The organism is Commensalibacter nepenthis, from assembly GCF_029953305.1.
GTDB classification, from domain to species: domain Bacteria; phylum Pseudomonadota; class Alphaproteobacteria; order Acetobacterales; family Acetobacteraceae; genus Commensalibacter; species Commensalibacter nepenthis.
In genome coordinates this window covers 1,672,086-1,695,476 of record NZ_JASBAN010000001.1, presented here as the reverse complement: position 1 = coordinate 1,695,476, position 23,391 = coordinate 1,672,086, and the positions used below count along the sequence as shown (strand labels likewise).

At 37.7% G+C, this 23,391-nt stretch carries 21 protein-coding genes and 1 tRNA gene; 18 read left to right on the top strand and 4 right to left on the bottom strand.

Annotated features, from left to right (window positions below; genetic code table 11):
* Positions 1-31: 31 nt before the first annotated feature.
* The 7 genes from QJV33_RS07910 (at position 32) to QJV33_RS07880 (ending at position 8,995) form a co-directional block, all read left to right on the top strand.
* Positions 32-107, top strand: a tRNA-Phe gene (locus QJV33_RS07910).
* A gap of 452 nt (positions 108-559) precedes the next feature.
* Positions 560-883 (top strand): hypothetical protein, encoded by a 324-nt coding sequence (locus QJV33_RS07905; RefSeq protein WP_281462813.1) that lies wholly within the window; start codon positions 560-562, stop codon positions 881-883.
* 82 nt (positions 884-965) lie between these two features.
* Positions 966-2,468 (top strand): glycine betaine/L-proline transporter ProP, encoded by a 1,503-nt coding sequence (proP, locus tag QJV33_RS07900; RefSeq protein ID WP_281462812.1) that lies wholly within the window; start codon positions 966-968, stop codon positions 2,466-2,468.
* Positions 2,469-2,597: 129 nt separating this feature from the next.
* A complete protein-coding gene (locus QJV33_RS07895; protein WP_281462811.1) occupies positions 2,598-3,476 on the top strand; it encodes a glycosyltransferase in 879 nt (292 codons plus the stop codon).
* Between the two features lie 83 nt (positions 3,477-3,559).
* Complete coding sequence (locus QJV33_RS07890) at positions 3,560-5,515, top strand: DUF4422 domain-containing protein (protein WP_281462810.1); 1,956 nt, start codon at positions 3,560-3,562, stop codon at positions 5,513-5,515.
* A gap of 382 nt (positions 5,516-5,897) precedes the next feature.
* Positions 5,898-7,790, top strand: a complete 1,893-nt coding sequence (locus tag QJV33_RS07885; RefSeq protein ID WP_281462809.1) for an NAD(P)-binding protein — start codon at positions 5,898-5,900, stop codon at positions 7,788-7,790.
* A gap of 2 nt (positions 7,791-7,792) precedes the next feature.
* Positions 7,793-8,995, top strand: coding sequence for a c-type cytochrome (locus QJV33_RS07880; protein WP_281462808.1), 1,203 nt, complete (start codon positions 7,793-7,795; stop codon positions 8,993-8,995).
* Between the two features lie 48 nt (positions 8,996-9,043).
* Here QJV33_RS07880 and tehB read toward each other — a convergent pair whose 3' ends face one another.
* A complete protein-coding gene (tehB, locus tag QJV33_RS07875) occupies positions 9,044-9,637 on the bottom strand; it encodes a tellurite resistance methyltransferase TehB (RefSeq protein ID WP_281462807.1) in 594 nt (197 codons plus the stop codon).
* Between the two features lie 146 nt (positions 9,638-9,783).
* Between tehB and QJV33_RS07870 the strand changes: the two genes are divergently transcribed.
* Both QJV33_RS07870 and QJV33_RS07865 read left to right on the top strand, forming a co-directional pair.
* The gene (locus tag QJV33_RS07870) at positions 9,784-10,443 is read left to right on the top strand and encodes a nucleoside/nucleotide kinase family protein (protein WP_281462806.1); all 660 of its coding nucleotides are present in this window, start codon (positions 9,784-9,786) and stop codon (positions 10,441-10,443) included.
* Between the two features lie 45 nt (positions 10,444-10,488).
* Positions 10,489-10,959 (top strand): nuclear transport factor 2 family protein, encoded by a 471-nt coding sequence (locus tag QJV33_RS07865; RefSeq protein WP_281462805.1) that lies wholly within the window; start codon positions 10,489-10,491, stop codon positions 10,957-10,959.
* On the opposite strand, the gene QJV33_RS07860 is transcribed toward QJV33_RS07865, so the two are convergent.
* Positions 10,929-11,723 (bottom strand): cobalt-precorrin-6A reductase, encoded by a 795-nt coding sequence (locus QJV33_RS07860; protein WP_281462804.1) that lies wholly within the window; start codon positions 11,721-11,723, stop codon positions 10,929-10,931. The genes QJV33_RS07865 and QJV33_RS07860 overlap by 31 nt on opposite strands.
* Before the next feature lie 16 nt (positions 11,724-11,739).
* On the bottom strand, positions 11,740-12,018 hold the full coding sequence (locus QJV33_RS07855) for a hypothetical protein (protein WP_281462803.1): 279 nt from the start codon (positions 12,016-12,018) through the stop codon (positions 11,740-11,742).
* 867 nt (positions 12,019-12,885) lie between these two features.
* On the opposite strand from QJV33_RS07855, the gene cbiE reads away from it, so the two are divergent.
* The 6 genes from cbiE to eutC all read left to right on the top strand — a co-directional run bounded on the left by cbiE (position 12,886) and on the right by eutC (position 19,167).
* The gene (gene cbiE, locus QJV33_RS07850) at positions 12,886-14,088 is read left to right on the top strand and encodes a precorrin-6y C5,15-methyltransferase (decarboxylating) subunit CbiE (RefSeq protein WP_281462802.1); all 1,203 of its coding nucleotides are present in this window, start codon (positions 12,886-12,888) and stop codon (positions 14,086-14,088) included.
* 112 nt (positions 14,089-14,200) lie between these two features.
* A complete protein-coding gene (locus tag QJV33_RS07845) occupies positions 14,201-14,629 on the top strand; it encodes a cobalamin biosynthesis protein (protein ID WP_281462801.1) in 429 nt (142 codons plus the stop codon).
* Entirely contained in the window at positions 14,626-15,384 is a 759-nt protein-coding gene (cobM, locus tag QJV33_RS07840; RefSeq protein ID WP_281462800.1) for a precorrin-4 C(11)-methyltransferase, read from the top strand. Before QJV33_RS07845 ends, cobM begins: the two co-directional genes overlap by 4 nt.
* 229 nt (positions 15,385-15,613) lie before the next feature.
* Complete coding sequence (gene eat / locus QJV33_RS07835) at positions 15,614-16,969, top strand: ethanolamine permease (RefSeq protein ID WP_281462799.1); 1,356 nt, start codon at positions 15,614-15,616, stop codon at positions 16,967-16,969.
* Between the two features lie 39 nt (positions 16,970-17,008).
* Entirely contained in the window at positions 17,009-18,391 is a 1,383-nt protein-coding gene (locus tag QJV33_RS07830) for an ethanolamine ammonia-lyase subunit EutB (RefSeq protein ID WP_281462798.1), read from the top strand.
* Between the two features lie 2 nt (positions 18,392-18,393).
* Positions 18,394-19,167, top strand: coding sequence for an ethanolamine ammonia-lyase subunit EutC (gene eutC, locus QJV33_RS07825; protein WP_281462797.1), 774 nt, complete (start codon positions 18,394-18,396; stop codon positions 19,165-19,167).
* Positions 19,168-19,184: 17 nt separating this feature from the next.
* On the opposite strand, the gene QJV33_RS07820 is transcribed toward eutC, so the two are convergent.
* Entirely contained in the window at positions 19,185-20,258 is a 1,074-nt protein-coding gene (locus QJV33_RS07820; protein WP_281462796.1) for a cobalt-precorrin-5B (C(1))-methyltransferase, read from the bottom strand.
* Between the two features lie 23 nt (positions 20,259-20,281).
* Here QJV33_RS07820 and QJV33_RS07815 point away from each other — a divergent pair, with 23 nt between their 5' ends.
* The 3 genes from QJV33_RS07815 to cobS are packed head-to-tail and all read left to right on the top strand — an operon-like array spanning position 20,282 to position 23,390.
* Positions 20,282-21,598 carry a cobyrinate a,c-diamide synthase gene (locus QJV33_RS07815; protein ID WP_281462795.1) on the top strand — a complete coding sequence of 439 codons (1,317 nt, stop codon included), beginning with the start codon at positions 20,282-20,284 and terminating at the stop codon, positions 21,596-21,598.
* Positions 21,595-22,614 carry a nicotinate-nucleotide--dimethylbenzimidazole phosphoribosyltransferase gene (locus QJV33_RS07810; protein ID WP_281462794.1) on the top strand — a complete coding sequence of 340 codons (1,020 nt, stop codon included), beginning with the start codon at positions 21,595-21,597 and terminating at the stop codon, positions 22,612-22,614. The genes QJV33_RS07815 and QJV33_RS07810 overlap by 4 nt, the downstream gene beginning before the upstream one ends.
* Complete coding sequence (gene cobS, locus QJV33_RS07805; protein ID WP_281462793.1) at positions 22,611-23,390, top strand: adenosylcobinamide-GDP ribazoletransferase; 780 nt, start codon at positions 22,611-22,613, stop codon at positions 23,388-23,390. The genes QJV33_RS07810 and cobS overlap by 4 nt, the downstream gene beginning before the upstream one ends.
* Position 23,391 lies beyond the last annotated feature (1 nt).

The window sequence follows — 23,391 nt, the reverse complement described above, 5'->3', positions numbered from 1 at the left end:
CTAGAGACCGAAACAGTGAATAGTCATTAGTGCCCAAGTAGCTCAGTCGGTAGAGCAAGCGACTGAAAATCGCTGTGTCGGTGGTTCGATTCCGCCCTTGGGCACCATTCTTAAATATCCCTTATTTAATATAGCTTTTAATTGATATTTAACGTCCTTGATGTATTTAAAGCAAACAAAACGATAATTGTAAGATTTGATGGCGATTGATTAAAACTGATAACAACCCGTCCATATTGTCAGCTTCAAAAGAGTATATTTGCTTTTTTAATGCCCTATTAATCTATTTTAGGTTCCTCCAAAGCTGACTTATATCAATATCAAGCCTTATCAGCACCTTCCTGATCTAAAATGAATTTTATATTTTTTGAAGCTAAGATTTATTTGACCTTTGATTATCTCAATCATGCCAACCCATATATTTCCATGTTGAAAAAATAGTTGATTTACATAATTGTATATGTATATAAGTGAACATGATAATATGTACATGTATAAATATGCAAATCGTTATACACGGTATCAATTCAATAATCTTATTAATAAAACGATTTAAAATATGGTTGATAAAGAAGACTGCCCATCAACAGAAAATGTGTTAGAAACCTTTTCTGCCAATAATGGTGACTATACGATTATAAAACAAAGGGACATATCTAAACAGTCAAGCGATTATTTTATGCAGGATGATCTACATCATCCTTCTGATAAAAAAATTGCCTCTTTGCGATTAATGATTCCAACCTATCTGGATAATCAATTAACCCAAATTGCAGCGAGCAAACGGGTTACGAAACGCTTTTTAATTCTTAAAGCGTTGGATCAATCTGGTTATCATATTGAAAAAGAGGATCTGGTGGCAGACAAAAGGCGAAATCGGTAGTTCTTTCAACCCATGAACATTCAAATAGTGCGATAATATTACCTAATCATTATAAAAGCAAAAAAAATCTGAAGGATTTTATATGAAACTTTTAAAGAAAAAACATAAACCTCTTCATATCAATGATATTACAATCGTTGATGATGATAAATTAAAAAAAGCCATTACTGCCGCAGCCCTTGGCAACGCAATGGAATGGTTTGATTTTGGAGTTTATGGTTTCTTGGCAATCACTTTGGGAAAAATATTCTTTCCAGGAGCCAATCCAAGTATCCAAATTATTGCATCATTGGCAACCTTTGCGGTTCCGTTTTTAGTCAGACCACTAGGGGGTATTTTTTTCGGGATTTTAGGGGATAAATATGGTCGCCAAAAAATCTTGTCTATCACCATTGTTATTATGTCCATCAGTACTTTTGCAATTGGGTTAATTCCTGGTTATAACAGTATTGGAATACTAGCCCCCATTTTCTTGTTAATTTGTAAGCTGGCACAGGGCTTCTCTGTTGGTGGTGAGTATTCTGGTGCCGCAATCTTTGTGGCTGAATATGCCCCTGATCGTAAACGTGGGTTCTTAGGAAGCTGGCTAGATTTTGGCTCTATTGCTGGGTTTGTATTAGGTGCTGGTGTTGTTGTTATCCTTTCCAGCATCATTGGAAATGATAATTTAGTTAGTTGGGGATGGAGGATTCCGTTCTTTTTAGCCTTGCCTCTTGGTTTCGTTGGTATTTATCTTAGACATCAATTAGAAGAAACCCCTGCTTTCCAAAAACATATTGATACAATGGAATCAGATAGTAAAAAAGAGCTACAACAACCCCCTAAACTATCTGTAAAAGAGGTTGCCACTAAATATTCAAAAAGTTTCATGACATGTATTGGTCTAGTACTGGCAATGAATATCACCTATTACGTGTTATTAACCTATATGCCAAACTATCTTTCTGGACGGTTGGGTTATTCTGAAGATCATGGATTGTTGATTATTATTGCCATTATGGTAGGGATGTTATTTGTACAACCTTTTATTGGTCTAACCAGTGATAAAATTGGCAGACGTCCTTTTATTTTTGCAGGTAGTATTGGATTATTATTGTTATCTTATCCAGCATTTTGGTTAATTCAAAGTAATACTATTGGACTGATCTTTGTTGGGCTACTTATTCTAACAGTTTCATTAAATTGCTTTGTTGGGGTAACGGCTTCCATTTTACCAGCACTCTTTCCAACCAATGTTCGATATAGCGCATTAGCAATTTCTTTTAATGTTTCTATTATTATTGCTGGATTTACCCCAGCGTTCGTTGCATGGTTAGTTAGCGCAACCAACAATTCATACATGCCTGCTTTTTACCTGATGCTTGTATCACTTATTGGACTGGCCACCGCATGTACGATGCCTGAAACTGCGAACAAACCTTTGCGTGGTGCAACACCAACTGCTTCTGATAAAGAGGAAGCAAAAGAAATCTTATCTCAACATTTTGAAACCATCGAACAAAAGGTTGAAGAGATAGATGAAACAATCGCCGAACTTGAAAAGAAACGTCAAAGTTTAATCGATCAACATCCAAAATTAGATTAAAAACTCAATAATTTTAAAAAAAAATGATAAAATTATGAAAATGAGCTAGGATAATAACATTATTTTAGCTTATTTTCATAACCTAAATAATTACTATAACGTTTATTTTAAAATTATTGGCTTTAATTTATGAACTGTACGGCATTAATTGTTACCTATAATCGTTTAACACAATTACAAGAATGTTTAAAAGCCACCTTACTTTTATCATTCAATCATATTGTCGTCGTGAATAATGCATCAACTGATAATACAGCCCGATGGTTATCAACCCAACAAGATCCCCGCCTGCATATCTTAACAACAACAAAAAATAGCGGTGGTGCAGGTGGTTTTAGACATGGCTCACAGTTTATCGCAGACACTTTAGACACAGAATGGGTATTTTTCTATGATGATGATGCTTATCCTGCAATCGATCTGCTAGATCAGTTTAACGCATTAGATAAACTAGATTATCAAATCTTTTCTAGTAAAGTATTATTACCCTCTGGTGCAATCTGTAAAATGAACGTTCCGTATAAAAAAGTTCCATATACAATATATGAAACACTTTTATATGGGATAAAACCAGATAATTTCCTGCCAAATTTTTCTTGGCCAGAAGAAGTGGAAACATTTTCTTTTGTTGGGGCCGTTCTACATCACAATATACTGCGCCAGTATACCGATCTGATTGACGACCATTTATTTCTATATTTCGATGATGTTCTTTTTTCTTATCATTTATCACAATTAGGCTATAAAATTTTATTTTCTCCAAATTTAATATTTACCCACGATACAAGCATCAATATAAATATTTATCGAAATAAAAAAATATATTATATGGTGAGGAACCTTGTATTTTTACAAAAAAGTCAATATCCTCCTTTCTCAAAATTCTCTATTTTTCTTAGAATTATACGTATTTTAATCCTATGTATTTGTAGAGGAAGAAATATTCATTCTATTTTATATACTTTGAAAGGTATTAAAGATGGGTTTTTATATAAAAAACCAAAATAGCCCCATAAGAAATTCTTAAATTTGCATATAAAACACAAAACAATAAAAAATTATGTCTCATCTTTATCAGCATGTTGAACAAAATGAAAAAAATTTCCCTTTATGTTTCTTATCACAATCAATGTGATCTCATTAAAACAAATTACTTTAAGCCCATACAAGTTGGCACAGCATTTAACAAACCGTTATTTCCAACAGAATTAAATGATGCAACCGGGGATAATATCTCCCTCAAAAACAAAAGTTTTTGTGAACTGACAGCTCAATATTGGGCATGGAAAAATGATTTAACCAGTGAATATATCGGTTTTTGCCACTATCGGCGTCATTTTATATTTAACCCAGAGAATACAACTGAAAACAATATATATGGTGTTACCCCGTATGATCAAATAGATCAAAATTATTTAAAAGAGGTTGGATACTCCGATCAAGCTTTAGAAAAATTTTTAATCAATGTTGATGTCGTAGCTCCTGAAAAATGGGACGTCAGAAACCATTACGCTAAAAATAATCTCGATCAATATAAAAATGGTCCCAATCTTTTTATTAAAGATTATTACACATGTCTGGATATTCTAAGAGCAAAATATCCAGAATATGAAGAAGCAATTACCAATTATAATATATCCACTGAGGGCTATTATACCAATATGTTCATCATGAAGCGTGATATTTTTGAACATTACAGTGCATGGCTATTTGATATTTTATTTGAACTTGAAAAAAAATTAAATTTAGAAAACAGAGATTTACAAGAATATAGAGTTTTTGGGTATATTTCTGAATGGTTACTGGGTATATATCTGACACACTTAAGACAAAATGAAACATTAAAAATTGTAGAATGCCGCAGAACCTTTGTACACAATGTCAATACCGGTAACTATCAATTAACATCACAACAACCTGTGGCGATGACAAATATGACAGATACCTCTCAATTGGATAAAATTAAAAAAAACTATAAGAAAATAGTTCCTATCGTGACCGCCTTTAATGAGAATTACGCAATTACGGGTGCTGCATTAATTCAATCCATCATTGAAAATAGTGATCCCACTTGTTTTTATGACCTTTACATTATAGAAGGTGCATTGTCTGAGACAACGAAATTCAACTTTAACTTTATGTTTAGAAATCTGAAGAATTTCAAGTTAAACATCATTAATGTTGATCATTTTTTTGCTAATAAAAATTTAAACTTACATGCACATTTTTCTAAAGAAACCTATTATCGCATCTTGATCCCCACCATCCTGCCACAATATGATAAAGTTGTTTATTTAGACGCAGATATGGTTGTTAACAAAGACGTTCAACATCTATTTGATACTGATATTGGCAATAATTCCGTAGCAGCAGTCAAAGATTATGTCATGGCTGGTTTTATCAAATTTAAAATAATGTGTCGTGATGTATGCGGTGGGTTAACAACAGAGGAGTATCTAAAGCAATATTTAGGTATGAAAAACCCTCATAATTATGCCCAAGCTGGTGTGTTAATATTTAATACCAAAAAAATCAGAAAAACTGGTGTAGATCAAGATATTCTTGAAGATATGTGTAAAGCAAGTTATTGGTTTTTAGATCAAGATCTTTTAAATAAACATTTAGAAGGCGATATTTATTATCTGGACATGCAATGGAACGTTTTACACGGCAATGGCAATGTTGAAACATTTTATAAAAAACTTCCATTACCAATTATGGAAAACTATTTCAAAGCAAGAAAAGATCCATGGATTATCCATTTCGCTGGCGAGCAAAAACCATGGTTTAATCCCACTGCAGACTTTGCGTCAATCTTTTTCTATTATTTACGCAATACCCCTTGGAAAAATAATAACGTTCCAACATACCATGCACCATCAAATATCGAACATAGAGTTGAGCATAAGGTTGAACAAATATATATTAATCCAAACTTTACAATCAGAGAGATTTTGAAACCTTTTGTAAATAGATTTTTACCTTTAGGCACCAAACGCAGACAAATTATGTATAAACTTTATATAATGGTCAGAAAAAGACTATAATTATTTAGCAACTATTAAAACAAATAGCGCACTCCTTTACACAAAGATAAAATACATAAACTTCTATTTATAAAACAAAGCCTTCGTTGTTTTATGTATTTTATCTGCGTATAAAAACATGCCCTTATAGTCACATAATCATCCTAATCAACCAAAAAAATAATATCTTTTGCCACTGAGAAAAGTTGCTTTCGTGTATTTATATTAACGTAATAAAAATATATACAAAACTAGTATTTAAAAAATCATCCCAATATTTCAGCATTACGTCTACTAATTTTTAGCAAGCTCGAATATCAAGCTCATCAATTGTTTATTGTTTAATCTCCGTCGTTTTATGATATACAAAAATGATAAAACAAAATATATAAGGCTTTACTCAATGACTGTCACAAGGCGTGATTTTTTGAATGGTGTGGCAATTAGTATTGTTGCGGGAATGGCACCTGCACAGATATTAAAAGCATCCGCCCAGACTGCGACTCAAACACTATATTATCCCCCCACCTTAACGGGATTAAGGGGCAATCACCCTGGTTCTTTTGAAGGGGCTCATGCCTTGGGACGCGAAGGAGAGAAATTTAATTCTAAAACCCTACCTGTTCAAGAGACTTATGACCTTGTGATTGTGGGTGCAGGTCTAAGCGGTTTAGCATCTGCTTATTTTTGGCAACAATTACAAGGTAAAGATAGCAAGATTTTGTTGCTTGATAACCATGATGATTTTGGTGGTCATGCAAAACGCAATGAATTTCATACTAGTGATAGTATGATCTTGGGATATGGAGGAAGTGAATCCTTTCAATCCCCACAACATAATTTTAGTGATGTCGTTAAAAAACTGATCGCAGAATTAAATATTAATGTTGATGTCATGGCAAAAGATTTCGACAAAACTTTTTACCCAGATTTAAACTTAAGCCGTGGTGTTTATTTTGATAAAAAGAATTTTGGTGTCGACAAAATTGTCGCTGGTGATCCAGGTCGAGCAGTCTCTGATGACATTCCACCTGATCGCTTAAATGGACGTAATATTGTTGATTTTATCAATGATTTCCCATTAAGTGAAGAAGATCGCAAAGCTCTGATTGCACTTCACACCGAAAACAAAGATTATATGCCGGGCATGACCCCTGAACAGAAAACGGCATGGCTTGATAAGCATAGCTATACAGAATTCTTAAAAGACAAAGTCAAATTAAACGATAGTGCTATTCGATATTTTCAACAACGAACCAATGATTTCCAAGCCATAGGGATTGATGGTGTTTCATGTAGTGATGCCCGTCTTTGTGCGTTACCTGGGTTTGATGGGATGAATTTACCCCCTATGGATCCTGATGACCTTGCTGATTTAGAGGATCCTTATATCTATCATTTCCCTGATGGCAATGCTGGTCTTGCACGTTCAATTGTTCGTCACTTAATCCCAGCGATTGCGCCAGGCGATACAATGGAAAGCATCGTTACAGCTCAATTTGATTATAACCAACTGGATAAACCAGAAAATTTCGTCCGATTAAGACTGAGTAGTACAGGCGTTCATGTAGCAAACGTTGATGATGGCGTAGAGGTAACCTATCTCAAAGAAGGCACACTGCACAAAGTCAAAGGCGGTCATGTTGTGATGGCTGGGTATAATATGATGATTCCTTATATTGTGCCTGAAATGCCAGAAACTCAAAAAGAAGCCTTAAAACAAAATGTCAAAGCACCATTAGTTTACACCAAGGTCATCATCAATAATTGGGAACCTTTTATCAAAAAAGGCGTTCATGAAATTTATGCTGTTGCAGCCCCTTATAGCCGTGTGAAACTGGATTACCCCGTTGATATGGGGGAGTATCAACACCCCAGAGACCCAAAGAAACCGATTTGTTTACATATGGTTTATGTGCCGACCTTCCCTGGCAGCGGTCTCAGCATTCGTGAGCAATCTCGTAAAGGACGTGCATTCTTATTGGGTACTCCGTTCGAGGTACATGAACGTATGATCCGTGACCAATTACAAGGAATGTTTGGCGATGCGGGCTTTGACCATACCAAAGACATTCAAGCCATTACCGTTAATCGTTGGGCGCATGGATATTCTTATACTTATAGCGGTTTGTCTGAATCCGATGAAGATAGCGCACAAAAAATCATCGAAACAGCGCGCAAACCTGTGGGGCGTATTACCATCGCAAACTCTGATTCAGATTGGGCACCTTATGCGCATGCTGCCATTGATCAAGGATGGCGTGCGGTTAATGAACTTCATAAGATGAAAGGATAATCATGAAACGCTTATCAATCCTCTTTTTGATGACATTACCCAGTATTGCCCATGCCAATCCTACGATGTCCAAGGGAGAATATGTTTTCCGTGCCAGCGATTGCGGTGCGTGCCACACGGCTCCTAATGGCAAAGAATTAGCTGGTGGAATGAAATTCCCAACGCCTTTGGGGAATATTTATTCTACTAATATCACGCCTGATAAAACCAACGGTATTGGTAGTTGGAGCTATAACGATTTCGTACGTGCTGTTCGTAAAGGCGTTGGCAAAGACGGTCAGCATCTTTACCCTGCTATGCCTTACCCCTCTTATGTTAAATTAAGCGATGAGGACATGCGAGCGTTATATAATTATTTAATGAATGAAGTCAAACCCCAAGCCGTCGCCAATCGCCCATCAGACATTTCTTGGCCTTTATCGATACGTTGGCCTCTCTCTGCTTGGAATGCTATGTATACAGAAAACAAGCGTTTTCAACCCCGTGCAGATCAAAGTGAACAATGGAACAGAGGTGCATATCTCGTCCAAGGTCCTGGGCATTGTGGCACATGCCATACGCCTCGTGGCTATGGCATGCAGGAAAAAAGTTTTGATGAACAAAAAGGCAGCTATCTAAGTGGCGCACAACTTGCGGGATGGTATGCCCCCTCATTGCGTAATTTGCCTTTTTCAAAACAAGAAACCATTGATTTATTGAAAAAAGGTCGCAGCGAACATAAAGCGCTTGCGGGTCCAATGGATGAGGTGGTCAGTGAAAGCACACAATATTTAACCGATCAAGACCTTGATGCGATTGCAACATATCTTGCCAATATTGATGGCAATCAACGAGCCGTTCAACCCACTGGCAGTGCTTCGCAAGCAAAAGTACGAGATAATGGTGAGTTTATGTATATGCGCTATTGTTCCACTTGCCACGGTGTGAATGGCAAAGGCAATAACCATGTCATCCCACCATTACAAGGAAACTTAACCGTTAATAGTGAAGACCCATTAACACTGGTTCGTATCATCTTAGAAGGCGGAAAAACCCCTGTGACACAAGATCACTTACCTTATGCCATGCCTGGATATCAATGGGTATTGACCAATAAAGATACGGCTGATGTCATTAATTATATCCGCAGTAATTGGGGCAATCACGCTCATCCTTTAACCCCAGAAGATATTCAAAAAACAAAAGATATCATTCAAAAAAATTAATCATAAAATGGCAGTATAGTAAAAAACACTGCCGTTTTTTCATGATTGCTAGTTTTTTTGTGCTAAAAGGGTCGCAAAACGCAATTTTATTCGATTACCGTGTTCGTCAGTCTTATGTAACAGACCAGTATCTTCGTTATATTTCTTAATTGTCCATGAATCATAGTATGAAGATAATTCTCTGGGTTTAAAAGTGAATGTGAAAAAATCAAGGTTGCATGGATAATCTTCTGTATCCATTGCGGAAACAATCAAATTATACCCGCCTTTTTTGGTTGATTTTTGCATATTCCCAATTAAATGAGGAATAGATTTAGGAGTGAGAAACATGAAAACAACGGTCGATATAATAACATCATATTGACCTGAAAAATCAAGATTATTTAAATCAACCACTCTGGTTGTAATCGAATCAATGGATTCATTCACACAAATACTATCCAATTTTTGGATACTATTCTCACTATGATCCCATGCATCGACTGTAAATCCTTGCTGAGCCAAATATAAGCTATTCCTGCCCCCACCACATCCCAAATCTAGTGCTGTGCCTTTGGTTAAACTAGGCATTGCCTCAACAACTTCAGTGTGAGGAAGCATTAAATTATATTTATTTAGAAAGTAATCCTTGTCTAAATTCATTCTATTTTCCTCTTCAAATAATGTATTTGTAATACAAGTTTATACAAAATCAATCACTCTAACAATCATTTCCATTCAGAACCACTTTCACTTTTTAAAAACTATATTACTCTATGCCAAATAGCTGTAGCTTAAAGGACAATATTATGACAAATATCAGCGAAAATCCTGTTCACGGATTAATATTACCTCAGGAATATATTGACCACGCCAAAATATTAGCACGCCGAAAAGAACGTACTATTTTAGCCATTGCTGGTGCGCCAGGTTCTGGAAAATCAACCGTTGCCCGATTACTGCACGAAGCGTTAAAAGATATTTCTATGATTGTCCCAATGGATGGTTATCATTTATCCAACAAAGAATTAGAGCGTCTAGGACGCAAAGAACGCAAAGGTGCGCCAGATACATTCGACGTATGGGGATATAAAGCATTAATTGAGCGTTTGAAAAATCAACAAAAAAACGAAATTATTTATGCACCCGAATTTTATCGAACCATAGAGGAACCTATCGCAGGGTCTATTCCAATATTCGACAACATTCCCCTGATTATTACAGAAGGCAATTATCTCTTATTAGCACAAAATGAATGGAAAACATTAGCACCTTTATTTGATGAGCGTTGGTTCGTCACAGCACCGATTGCAGAACGTCAACAACGTCTGGTCGACCGCCATTGTTACTTTGGACGTTCTGTCGAAGATGCCAAAGCATGGGTAGAGCATACTGATGAACCAAATGCCCAATTAATTGAACAGAATAAGCAAAATGTTAATTTGACTATTGAGTGGAAAAATATTTAAATCAAATAAATCTATATAACGCGCTCATTTGAAAGCCATAACATCATGGCAGAACAACGCCCACCTTTGCCCCCTTTTACTTTTGAAACCGCTTGTCAAAAAGTGCGCCTAGCTGAAAATGGATGGAATAGCCAAGATCCAGAAAAAGTTGCCTTGGCTTACACAATTGACAGTCAATGGCGTAATCGTTCTGAATTTATTCATGGACGACAAGAAATTATCCAATTCTTAAGCACAAAATGGCAAACAGAATTAGAGTATCGGTTAATCAAAGAATTATGGGCTTATACGGACACTAAAATAGCGGTTCGTTTTGCGTATGAGTGGCATAATGATCGTGGTCAATGGTTTCGCTCTTATGGCAATGAAAATTGGGAGTTTAACGAGCATGGGCTAATGAGCAAACGATTTGCTTGTATCAATGATTTGCCTATTCAAGAAAATGAACGCAAATATTTCTGGACTTTGGGAACCAGACCAGAAGATCATCCTTCTTTGTCTGAATTGGGGTTTTGATATTCAATTTGAAATATCCATTGTTGAGCTTGTTGCCATGTATCTACGCATGGCATTGGCTCCATTATCGGTCTTTGAATCAAAATAACAGGAATCTTTAATTTTCGTGCCGCGCTGATTTTTGCGTACACGGTTTGCCCTCCTGAATTTTTACTAACAATATAGTGAATTTGGTGGTGCTTTAAAAAAGCCATCTCGTCCGCTTCATCAAACGGTCCTTTGGCTTGAATTAACTGAACATGACGAGGGAGATAACATTCCTGAGGACGATCAACACTTCTGATCCAATAATGATGAGAAACAGCACATTCTTTGAAGGGCAATAACTCTTTGCGACCAATCGTGACAAAAACACGCAAAGGGTCTTTGCCTAATTTTAAAACCGCCTCTTCAACAGTTTTTACTTCGTGCCAAATATCCCCTGGCTTTTTTTGCCACGCAGGGCGCTCCAGACGTAAATAAGGAACGTCCGCAATTCGTGCTGCTTGATACGCATTTTTCGTAATTTGTTGAGCAAAAGGATGGGTTGCATCAATAATGGCATGAATTTGATTATCTTTTAGCCACTCTGCCATTTTAATCGTGCCACCAAACCCACCAATCCTAGTGACTATTCGTGCAGGCAAAACAGGGCTTTGGGTTACACCAGCTAATGACAAAACTAGATCAAGATTTTCCTGATCTCGACAGTTTTTGATCAACGCTGATGCTTCCGTTGTTCCACCCAAAATTAAAATTTTTTTAAAAATTTCATATCCCTTCAAGCAATGTTAATTGAGTTTATGTTTTGAAAGCAACCGTAATAGAATCATTAACCATTGGAATGACATTTCCATGTTGTGTAGAAATCATATTACATAATAAAGAATGTGGAGAAAGTTCGATACCCATATCAGCTGCCTGCGTTCTAGGCAAATGAAACTTAAAGAAATCAGGAATAACCTTCAAAATATCCACTACATTCTTTAAACTTGAATTATTCCAATCTACCAACTTACTCATCATTGCCTCACTATCAGCTTTGTCACCAATTGTTAATACTTTACCATAATGATTCATCTCTCCATTTGCGTCCGAATACATTATTGTTAAAAACGGATACCTTTTGCAATATCAGATGCATACTCACCCACAAAATCACCATAGGTAACCACGCTAACAAACTTATCACCTGTACCTTATACCGTTGTTGATGCTGGAATGCCTGTGAATTCAAATGCCCCCCTAAACCGGTTTGTTGAGCGACATAAAAAGCCTCGATACCACCCAATGAATGTCCAGTCACAAAAAAATATTGGTGTTATAACCTTGCTTTTCTGCTTCATGTACTAGGTATTGTGGGAATTTTACCGAATCTCTTTCTGAATGAGATATGGCTTGATTCCACACCGTTATATCAACCGCAAGTCGAGAAGCAAACATCGCAGGATTTAAGAGTAAATTATCCCCCTCCTATTCCTAAATATGCGATAACCTCTTGATTTTCATCTATTATCCACACTTTTACTGTCATCCGTGACTCTAAATTTTGTATTGCAAGTTGCTTACCATTCACTAGAAATGCTTTCAGCTTACCTGATTTGCCAGTGATTGTGTATTCAGTATTTGATGCGTTTAAAAATTACGACATTGTTGGGGTATCGGTAATATCTTGATGAACTGGGACAGTAAAACTCAATAAATTGTTTATCCCTGTGCTATTTTCTAAATCATTAATATCGTCAATGATTGTCCCAACAACAATTCCTTGCGTGAGACCAAAATTATTTCACGACGTACCCCATCTACAGTCTATCTTATCTTTAATTACTGTTTAATTCTAAAATTATTGTTTGTTATGCCGAGTGGTTATTGACTTTACTTAGTAGAAATCTTTACAATCACTCGATTAATAATTCCCTAAAAACCTAGAATAGAAGTATTTCGATGTCAAATCAATTCTTAAATATTATTGGTATTGGTGAAGATGGTATCGACCGACTTTGTCCGACCGCGCAACACCGCATTCGAAATGCCAGTCTTGTCGTTGGGGGCAAGCGTCATCTTGCCCTTGCACACGCGTTAATTCAAGGGGAAAAGCAAATATGGTCTAATCCTTTGGATCATTCTATACAGAAAATTTTACAACATAAACCAACCCCTGTTGCTGTCTTGGCATCTGGAGACCCTTTTTGGTATGGAATTGGTCCTTTACTAACAAAAACATTAACCCATGCCGAATGGAATAGTTTTCCAGCTATTTCCTCTTATAGTTTGGCATGTAATCGCCTTGGATGGCATGGACAGGATGTCCATACTGTTTCTTTATGTGGGCGACCTATTGAAACGTTACGCCCTTCCCTCATCCCGTATCGCCGATTATTTATTCTATCCGCTAACGAAAAAACTCCTCATCAAGTTCATACTCTTTTAAAAGAGTGGCATATATCTTATAAAAATTTTTATATCTTAGAAGCCCTTGGTGGTAAGGATGAACATATCTTCTGGCTATCTGGAAGAGATGCCATTCCAAACGATATTCATCCCTTAAATATCATTGCCCTTGAGTTGGATCATTTTACTGCTCTTCCTTTTACACATGGACGAGAAGATCATTGGTTTGAAAATGATGGACAATTAACCAAACAAACTGTTCGTGCCAATACACTATCCGCATTACAACCTTATCCTGGGGCTTTATTATGGGATATTGGAACGGGTTCTGGCTCTATTGCTATTGAATGGATGTTAACACACCCAACTTGCAAAGCCATTGCTATTGAACCCCATATAAATCGTGCCAATCGTGCCAAAGAAAATGCAATACGCCTTGGTGTGCCAGCTTTGCAAATTATCAATGGTAAAGCACCTGAATCTTTGCAAGATTTGCCACGTCCAGATGCGATTTTTATTGGTGGCGGATTAACATCCCCAAATTTATTAGAAACAGTCTGGAACGCACTATGTCCACTGGGAAGGTTGGTCATCAACTCTGTGACTGCTGAAGGAGATTATTTATTGTTCAAAGCACAACAACAACGGGGCGGGCAAATAACACGACTATCCGTTGAATATTACGAAACTTTGGGGCAATATCACGGCTTTAAACCTGCCCGAGCTATTACACAATATGTCGTGCAGAAACAATAAAAATACCAATAACTACCCAATCAATTTAACCGAACCGATAAGAAATGGATCACTTTAAAATAAGTATCTTTTTAAAATATACTGAATTTATTGTGTCTTAAGATTTAAACAAATGCAAAAAGATATTTCCAATAACCAAATAGTCGCCTGTACCTTTTTGCAACCGGTCGTCATTGGTATGGGGTTTTCAAAAAAAACATCTGGGTTAGAGCTTATCCAAACATTGGAAATGCTTTTACAAAAATATCAATATTATGCAACCGATATCGCGTTTCCTGCGTTTAAACAACAAGATCAAAATGCGATTGATCTGAAAAAACTATCAATTATTCCTGTTCATTTTATTCCCCATGAAATAATGCTGCGTTTACAACCTCAATGTAATAGTTATTCCGAAACAACCTATCACCATACGGGTCTTGGTGCCGTAGCGGAAGCATGTGCGCTGGCACTTATTCATAAAAATGGACGTTTACTGATTCCTAAAATGATTTATAACAAAATAAGTTTTTCCATAGCGATCAAAGGAGACCCTTTATGACTGTTCATTTTATTGGTGCTGGCCCTGGGGCTGTGGATTTATTAACATTACGAGGACATAAACTCCTCTCTGAATGTCCAATTTGTTTATATGCAGGCTCTATTGTTCCCAAAGAAATGCTGGATTTTTGTCCACCTGATGCAACATTAATTGACACTGCACCTTTAAATCTCAATCAAATCGAAGCAGAATATGTCAAAGCCCATCAAGCAGGCAAAGATATTGCCCGTCTTCATTCAGGAGATTTATCCGTTTACAGTGCTGTATCCGAACAAATTCGGCGTTTAATAAAACATCATATTCCTTATACGTTAACGCCTGGCGTACCTGCATTTGCCGCCGCCGCTGCCCTCATAGAAAAAGAACTGACTATTCCAGAAATTGCACAATCAATTGTCCTTACCCGTATTTCTGGACGTGCATCCTCTATGCCAGAAAACGAAAAACTAGAAACTTTTGCAAAGACAGGCTGCACATTGGTTTTACATTTAGCTATTCATCGCTTAGACGAGATCGTTGGACGCCTTGCCCCGTTCTATGGAGAAGACTGCCCTGTTATTATTGCAGCCAGAGTCACTTGGGAAAATGAACAAATTTTAAAAGGAACCCTTGGCACAATTATCGAACAATTCAACCAACAACCCGTTGAACGCACGACTTTGATTATGGTTGGTCCCGCCCTGCACGATCAACAAGCAACCGAAAGCGCACTCTATAATGTTGAGTATCAAAGACGGTTTAAAATAAGATCTTAAAATAGACGATACAGATTATTTAAAAAATTTTATACAAAGTTACAGAAAAAGAAAAAATTAAACATTTATCACTAATAAAATGATTTAAAACAAAATTTTATAATTCAATATTTCAAATATTTAATAAATATATCCTATTAATTTTTTTATTTGCTTTATATTTATAATTTAATTACTGTTTTTATAGGTTTTTTTCATTTCAATATTATTTTATACTAAAGGGTTGCTTATGTCATCAAACACAGCTCTTAAACAGACATTAAGCGGTTTTCATCTTTGGGGAATTGCGGTTGGTCTGGTTATTTCAGGATCTTTTTTTGGGTGGAGCTATGGTTGGGCCTCTGCTGGAACATTAGGATTTTTAATTGTCGTTCTTTTAATTGCGTTAATGTATTGCTGTTTTATTTTCAGTTTAACAGAATTAAGTACGGCTATTCCCCACGCAGGAGGACCTTTTGCTTATGCATTACGTGCTTTCGGACCGACAATAGGATTTTTTGCTGGGTTTGCAACATTAATCGAGTTTGTTTTTGCGCCTCCTGCGATTGCAATGGCAATTGGAGCATATATTAATGTTCAATTTCCTTATATTAATACCAAACTGATCGCTTGTACGGCCTTTTTACTCTTTATGGGGTTGAATATTATTGGTGTTCATATTGCCGCAACCTTTGAATTAATTGTGACATTACTTGCTATTTTTGCGTTAATTCTATTTATGGTTATCGTTGCGCCAACCTTTTCGTGGGATCATTTTGCCAATAACGGATGGGGTGGACAAAACCAATTTCATTTTTCCACGATTGAAGGAATGCTGGCAGCCACTCCTTTTGCAATTTGGTTTTTCTTAGCCATTGAGGGGGCATCTATGGCAGCGGAAGAAGCCAAAGACCCACAACGCACAATTCCAAAAGCATTAGGCGCTGGCATTATTACGGTTACTGTACTTGCTTTATTCATTATGTTATTCGCAGGCGGTGCAAAAGGCGATTGGCGTTTATTAGCTAATATTAATGATCCGCTACCACAAGCAATGAAGGCTGTTGTTGGAGCTCAAAGCATATGGTTAAATATCTTAGTTTGGCTAGGGCTTTTTGGATTAATTGCCTCTTTGCACGGTATTATTATGGGATATTCCCGACAAATCTTTTCTTTAGCACGCGATGGCTATTTACCAATATTTTTAGCAAAAGTAAATAAATATACCCATACCCCATATATCGCTATTTTAGCAGGTGGTTTTGTTGGCATTGGTGCTATTTTTTCAGACTCTCTGATTATTATTGCCAATCAACCTTTAACAGCAAGTATTATGACTGTAGCTGCATTTGGCGCATTATTAATGTATATTATTTCAATGGCATCCTTGTTTAAATTACGCCATAGTGAACCAAACCTTCATCGACCTTTTAAAGCAATTTTATATCCTTTTGCACCACTTTTTGCGATGATAATGTCTGTTTTATGCTTGATTACAATGGCACTCTATAATCTTGAACTGGCAGGATGTTTTGTTGGGTTTATGGGTATAGGATATCTTTATTTTCTAGCAACGCGATCATCCAGAAATAAAATGAACCAATAAAACTCAGTCAATACTTAGCAACATTCAGCAGGTAAAATTATGTATAAAACAATTTTAGCCAATCAAACTTGGGTTTTTGAAGATTTAAAAACAGTACTAGCCAAAGCCTCTCCTTTACGATCAGGTGATGTGTTGGCGGGTGTTGCTGCAAGTTGTGATGAAGAACGTGCTGCTGCAAAAATGGCTCTAGCTGATATTTCTCTTAAAACATTTTTAGAAGATCAGTTAATCCCTTATGAACAAGATGAAGTCACACGTCTTATCGTTGATAGTCATGACAAAGATAAGTTTCAGCCTATTAGCCATTTAACAGTGGGTGATTTTCGTAATTGGATCTTAGACGACACAACCACACCAGAAATGATTACATCTGCAAGCCCTGCTATTACCCCTGAAATGGCAGCAGCAGTCAGTAAATTAATGCGTAATCAAGACCTTATTATTGCCGCAAGAAAATGTCATGTCGTCACAAAATTCCGAAATACCATAGGACTGCCGGGACATCTTAGCACCCGATTACAACCCAATAGTCCGACTGACGATTTGCAAGAAATTGCTGCGGGCATGCTGGATGGATTGCTCTATGGCAGTGGAGACGCTGTTATTGGCATTAATCCTGCAAGTGATAGCTTACCAATCCTTGGAAAAATTAACCAAATGTTGGATGAAGTCATTCAACGATTTGAGATTCCTACACAATCCTGCGTACTCACACATGTTACCAATACTATTCAGCTGATAGAAAAAAATATTCCTGTTGATTTAGTCTTTCAATCGATTGCAGGCACAGAAAAAGCCAATACTAGCTTTGGAATTAATCTGAATATCTTACAAGAATCTTATGATGCTGCACTTTCTTTAAATAGAGGCACCGTTGGAAAAAATGTCATGTATTTCGAAACTGGGCAGGGTAGCTGTTTATCTGCCGATGCACATCATGGGATCGATCAACAAACCTGTGAAGCCAGAGCGTATGCTGTGGCAAGACATTACACCCCTTTACTCGTCAATACCGTGGTTGGATTTATTGGACCAGAATATTTATATGACGGAAAACAAATTATTAGAGCTGGTTTGGAAGATCATTTCTGTGGAAAGTTGCTCGGGTTACCTTTGGGATGTGATATTTGCTATACAAATCATGCACAAACAGATCAAGATGATATGGATACATTGCTTACTCTATTAGGAGCTGCAAATATTCCGTTTATTATTAGTGTTCCTGGTGCTGATGATATTATGTTAAATTATCAAAGCACTTCTTTTCATGATGCATTATATCTTCGTCGTTTATTCAACCTTAAACATGCACCTGAATTTGGTGAATGGTTAGAAAAAATGCATATCACCGATAAAATGGGGCAATTACAAGCTGCAAATTCTAATCATCCTTTACTCGCTTCTTTACCTGCAGGAGAATAAACATGACCCTTCCTGATAATTGGTTATTTTTAAAACAATTCACCAAAGCACGCATTGCATTGGGGCGTAATGGGGTCAGTTTACCAACCAAAGAAACTTTAAATTTTTCACTATCTCATGCACAAGCAAGAGATGCTGTGCATCAACCTTTTAATAGTAACAAAATACAAGATGAATTACAGGCTATGGGCTTATCAACGCTTACCGTCCATAGTTGTGTAAAAGATCGAGAAGAATATTTACGCCGTCCTGATCTGGGACGAAAATTAAACCAAGAAAGTATTGAGAAGCTAGAACAAGCCTATCAAAACCCTTCTGATTTAATTATTATTATTGGGGATGGGTTATCTTCTTATGCAGTTGATCGTCAGGCTGTAGGCGTTATTCGCGCATTACTGCCTTATTTAAAGAAATTCAATATTCAACTAGGACCCATTGTGCTTGCACATCAAGCCAGAGTGGCACTTGGCGATCAAATTGGTACTCTTTTACGTGCAAAATCCATCACTATGCTCATTGGTGAACGTCCTGGATTATCCTCCGCAGACAGCCTTGGTATTTACATGACATGGCAGCCAGATAATACACGCAATGATGCCGATCGTAATTGTATTTCAAATGTTCGTCCAGAAGGATTGAGACACGATCTGGCTGCATTTAAACTGGCATGGTTATTAGAGCAAAGCTTTATCAAGCAAATCAGTGGCGTTCGTCTAAAAGATGAAAGCGATAATGCGACGCTCTCAGACACCATCAAACCGCTCTATATTACTTAGCTTAAATCAAATATTCATTACCCAATAGCCTTACCTTGCGCTTTACCTTGCCGATCAAATAGCAATATTTCAATTTCAATCAATACAGGATCAAGTGCTTGTTTTGTGATCTGCAATGCTTTTTGGGCAATAAAGTCACCTAAAGGAATTTGCTCCTGACACAAAGAAAAAACCTCAGCTGTTGTGTTGGCGTTCTTAACTTGTTCAACCATTTCTTGGCGTGCACCAAGCTGTGCCACCCATTCAGCCAACAACTCTATATCCACAGAAGAACGTTTGGAGTGTAAATCCAAATGCCCTTGAGCAAGTTTCGTCATTTTTGCAACCCCTCCCGCCAGCGTTAATTTTTTGACTGAATGGGTTTTAATATATTTTAAAACACCTCCAGCGAAATCTCCCATCTCTATTAACGCGCTATCAGGCAGATTATAAATCTTTTGGGCTGCAACCTCTGAAACATTACCCGTTGAAGCAATCAGATGATCCAAACGTGCAGCCCGCGCCACATCAATTCCACGATGGATACTCGCAATCCATGCTGCACATGAAAAAGGCACAACAATCCCTGTTGTCCCTAAAATCGATAGTCCACCCAAAATGCCCAACCGAGGATTCATTGTTTTTAATGCGATTGCTTCACCATTCGTTACACCAACAGTCACCTCAACATGAGGATCATCGTAAACTTCAGATAAGGCACTCACAATCATCTGGCGTGGCACAGGGTTAATCGCAGGCTCACCCACCGCCAAAGGCAAACCTGGTTTCGTAACTGTTCCCACCCCTTTGCCTGCTTTGAAAAGAATTCCTTGACCTTTTCCTAATCGTTTTATTTGTACCCATATTTCAGCACCATGCGTCACATCTGGATCATCGCCAGCATCTTTAATAACCGAAGCAATCGCACAATTTTTATCAATCATTTGGGTTTTGAATAAAGAAAATGAAACTTTTTTCCCTGAGGGTAAGGTAATCTCTACACAATCCAAGAAAAAACCATTATATATAGCAAGATAAGCCGCTTTGGCAGCAGCCGTTGCACAAGCCCCTGTTGACCATCCATACCGTAATGGTTGATTTTCTTGATTCATTCATATTCCCTTCAAAGCAAACTATGACGCATTCTGAGCAAAACGCAAAGGGGTTCATTATCGCTGCCCCAAAATCTGCCAGTGGAAAAACCACAATTACCTTGGGATTACTGACTGCATTAAAACGCAGAAACATCAACGTCCGTGCTGCAAAATCTGGACCTGATTATATTGATCCTGCTTTTCACAGGGTTGCCACCAACGCAATTTCTTTTAACCTTGATAGCTGGGCAATGCCTGTTCCTTTATTGGATAATTTATTAGCCACCACATTACAAGGCTCTGACCTTACGATTATCGAGTCCTCTATGGGATTTTTTGATGGTATTGAAACCAAAGACGGTCACAGAGGATGCGGGGCTGACCTTGCAGAACGCTATCAACTCCCTGTTATTTTAGTAATGGATATTTCTGGGCAAGCACAATCTGCGGCTGCGATTGCCTATGGTTTTGCCACTATCAATCCCAATATTCAAGTCAAAGGCGTTATTCTCAATAATGTTGCCTCCCCCAGACATCACGCCAGCACCGAGGCTGCTTTTAAACGGATTCATATCCCCGTTCTTGGTTCGATCCCTCGTGATCCAACACTCCATTTACCTGCACGGCATTTGGGGTTAATCCAAGCTGAAGAACATCAAAATCTTGAGCTTCATTTAAATCATTTAGCAGATATTGCAGAGAAACATATTGATATTGATGCGATCCTAGAGCTGGATACAACGCTTTCTATGCCCGCGCCTTCATCCTATATTGCCCTGCCCCCACCAAGCCAACGGATCGCGATTGCAAGAGATATTTCTTTCAGCTTTATCTATCCCCATATTCTCAAAGGATGGCAAGACCAAGGGGCCAGCATTCACTTTTTCTCTCCTATGAATAATGAGGCCCCTCCTAAACAGTGTGATTCTTGTTGGCTTCCTGGTGGCTATCCAGAGCTCTATGCTGAACAACTGGCGAATGCCGATCTCTTTATCAAAGGGTTACAATCCTTTGCTCTGACCCATCCTGTGCATGGGGAGTGTGGAGGATATATGGTGATGGGCAAGACTTTAACTGATAAAGACGGTGTGACCTATCCAATGGCAGGATTGCTCAGCCATTCTTGTAGTTATGAAAAACGCAAAATCCATCTGGGCTATCGTCGTGCATTCCTCAACACCCCTAAACAAGAAGTGATCCATGGGCATGAATTTCATTATGCGACAGTCATTGACCCAGGACATGATCTTCCCTATGCTACGTTGACCGACGGCACTGGAAATCCATTAGGAACAGAAGGTGGGCGTAGAAATTTAATTACAGGCTGTTTTTTCCATAGTATTGCATTACAACCATGAAAAATTTTGAAACATTAGAACAATTAAGACAAGCATGTTTGGACCTCCCTTCCAAAGATGAAGCCAGTGAACAAGCTACATATAAAAAGCAAAACACATTATTAAAACCCTCTGGCAGCCTTGGAGAGTTAGAGAATTTAGTAGGCTGGTTGGCTGCATGGCAACGCAAAGCTGAGCCAACCCTTGACCGTGTATGTATTATGATTTTTGCAGGTAATCATGGCGTAACGGAAGAAAAGGTTACCCCTTATAACTCCACTATTACCGAATTAATGATTGCACAAATTAATCAAAATGGCGCTGCAATTAATCAACTTGCCAAAAATGCCAATGCCGAGTTACGCGTTATTCCAGTTAATAATCTTGAGCCAACCGCCAATATCACTCAAGCCCCAGCCATGACAGAAAAACAATTTTTACAAGCGGTTGAAGCTGGATATAATGCGGTTACCCCTAATATTAATTTACTTTGCTTAGGCGAAGTCGGAATTGGCAATACAACCATAGCCGCAGCCCTCAGCGCTGCTTTATTTGGTGGCGATGGTGCGCAATGGGTCAGCAAAGGCACCAGCAACGCACCAGAATATATCACCAGTAAACAACAAGCCGTTGACAAAGCATTAGCTTTACACGAAGCTGCACTGACTGATCCTTTAGAAATTTGCAGGCTCTTAGGTGGATACGAAGAAGCCGCTATATTAGGCGCAACCCTTGCCGCGCGTCATCTAAATATTCCTGTGTTATTAGATGGCTTTGTGTGCACTGCTGCCATTGCTGCTTTGCAAAAATTAAATCCGACAGGACTAGACCATACTAAAATCAGCCATCTTTCTGCTGAAAAAGGACATTTACTCCTTGCTGGTAATTTAGGGTTGTATCCTTTGATTGCTTTTAACATGCGTTTAGGCGAAGGGACAGGTGCTGCAACCGTTGTGCCTTTACTTAAAGGGGCTTTAGCTTGCTATACAGGGATGAATAGCTATCAAGATGCAGGGCTTCCCCCTCCACAGTCATGAGCTTAATTTACAGGAAAATTCATGCTGATCTCTATTGCGGGCTTTCATTCTTTTCCAGATTGCCCGTTCAATGGCTTTATCGCTCTGATTTTCCATTCTCCTTTGGTCGTGCCATTTGGACATGGCCATTGGTATCCCTCATTTTAGGTTCTATGAACGGCATTTTCTTTTTCACCACATCTTATTATTTTCCATCTTCTTGGATTATCGCATTTTTAACCATTGGGTTTCAGTTATTATTAACTGGAGGTTTACATGAAGATGGGCTGGCAGATATGGCAGATGGATTTGGTGGAGGCAAAGATAAAAAACACAAGCTATCCATCATGCGAGATAGTCGTTTAGGGACATATGGTGTTTTAACACTCTTGATTATATTGGGATTACAAGCCAGCAGCCTCGCTTTCCTCGTTCAGTATTCTTATAAAGCCATTCCTATTTTAATCATCACTGCTATTCTATCAAGGATGAGCATCTTATTACCTATTTATATAAGTCAACCAGCAAGAGATGATGGGTTGGCCAGCACATTAAAAAACACGGCACTCCCCTCAACAATCATTGCTACTCTAGTCACATTGATTGTTACTTTTTTATTAGCTCCACCAATTTGTGCAATAGCCTATATTCTACTAGCAATTATCATTACAATCGGAATAAGTTTATTATCATATCGTCATATTCAAGGATATACAGGCGATATTTTAGGCGCTATACAAGTTTTTGTAGCAACTGGAATTCTAGTATTCAGCACGATCTTTATTGCTTTATTTTAAT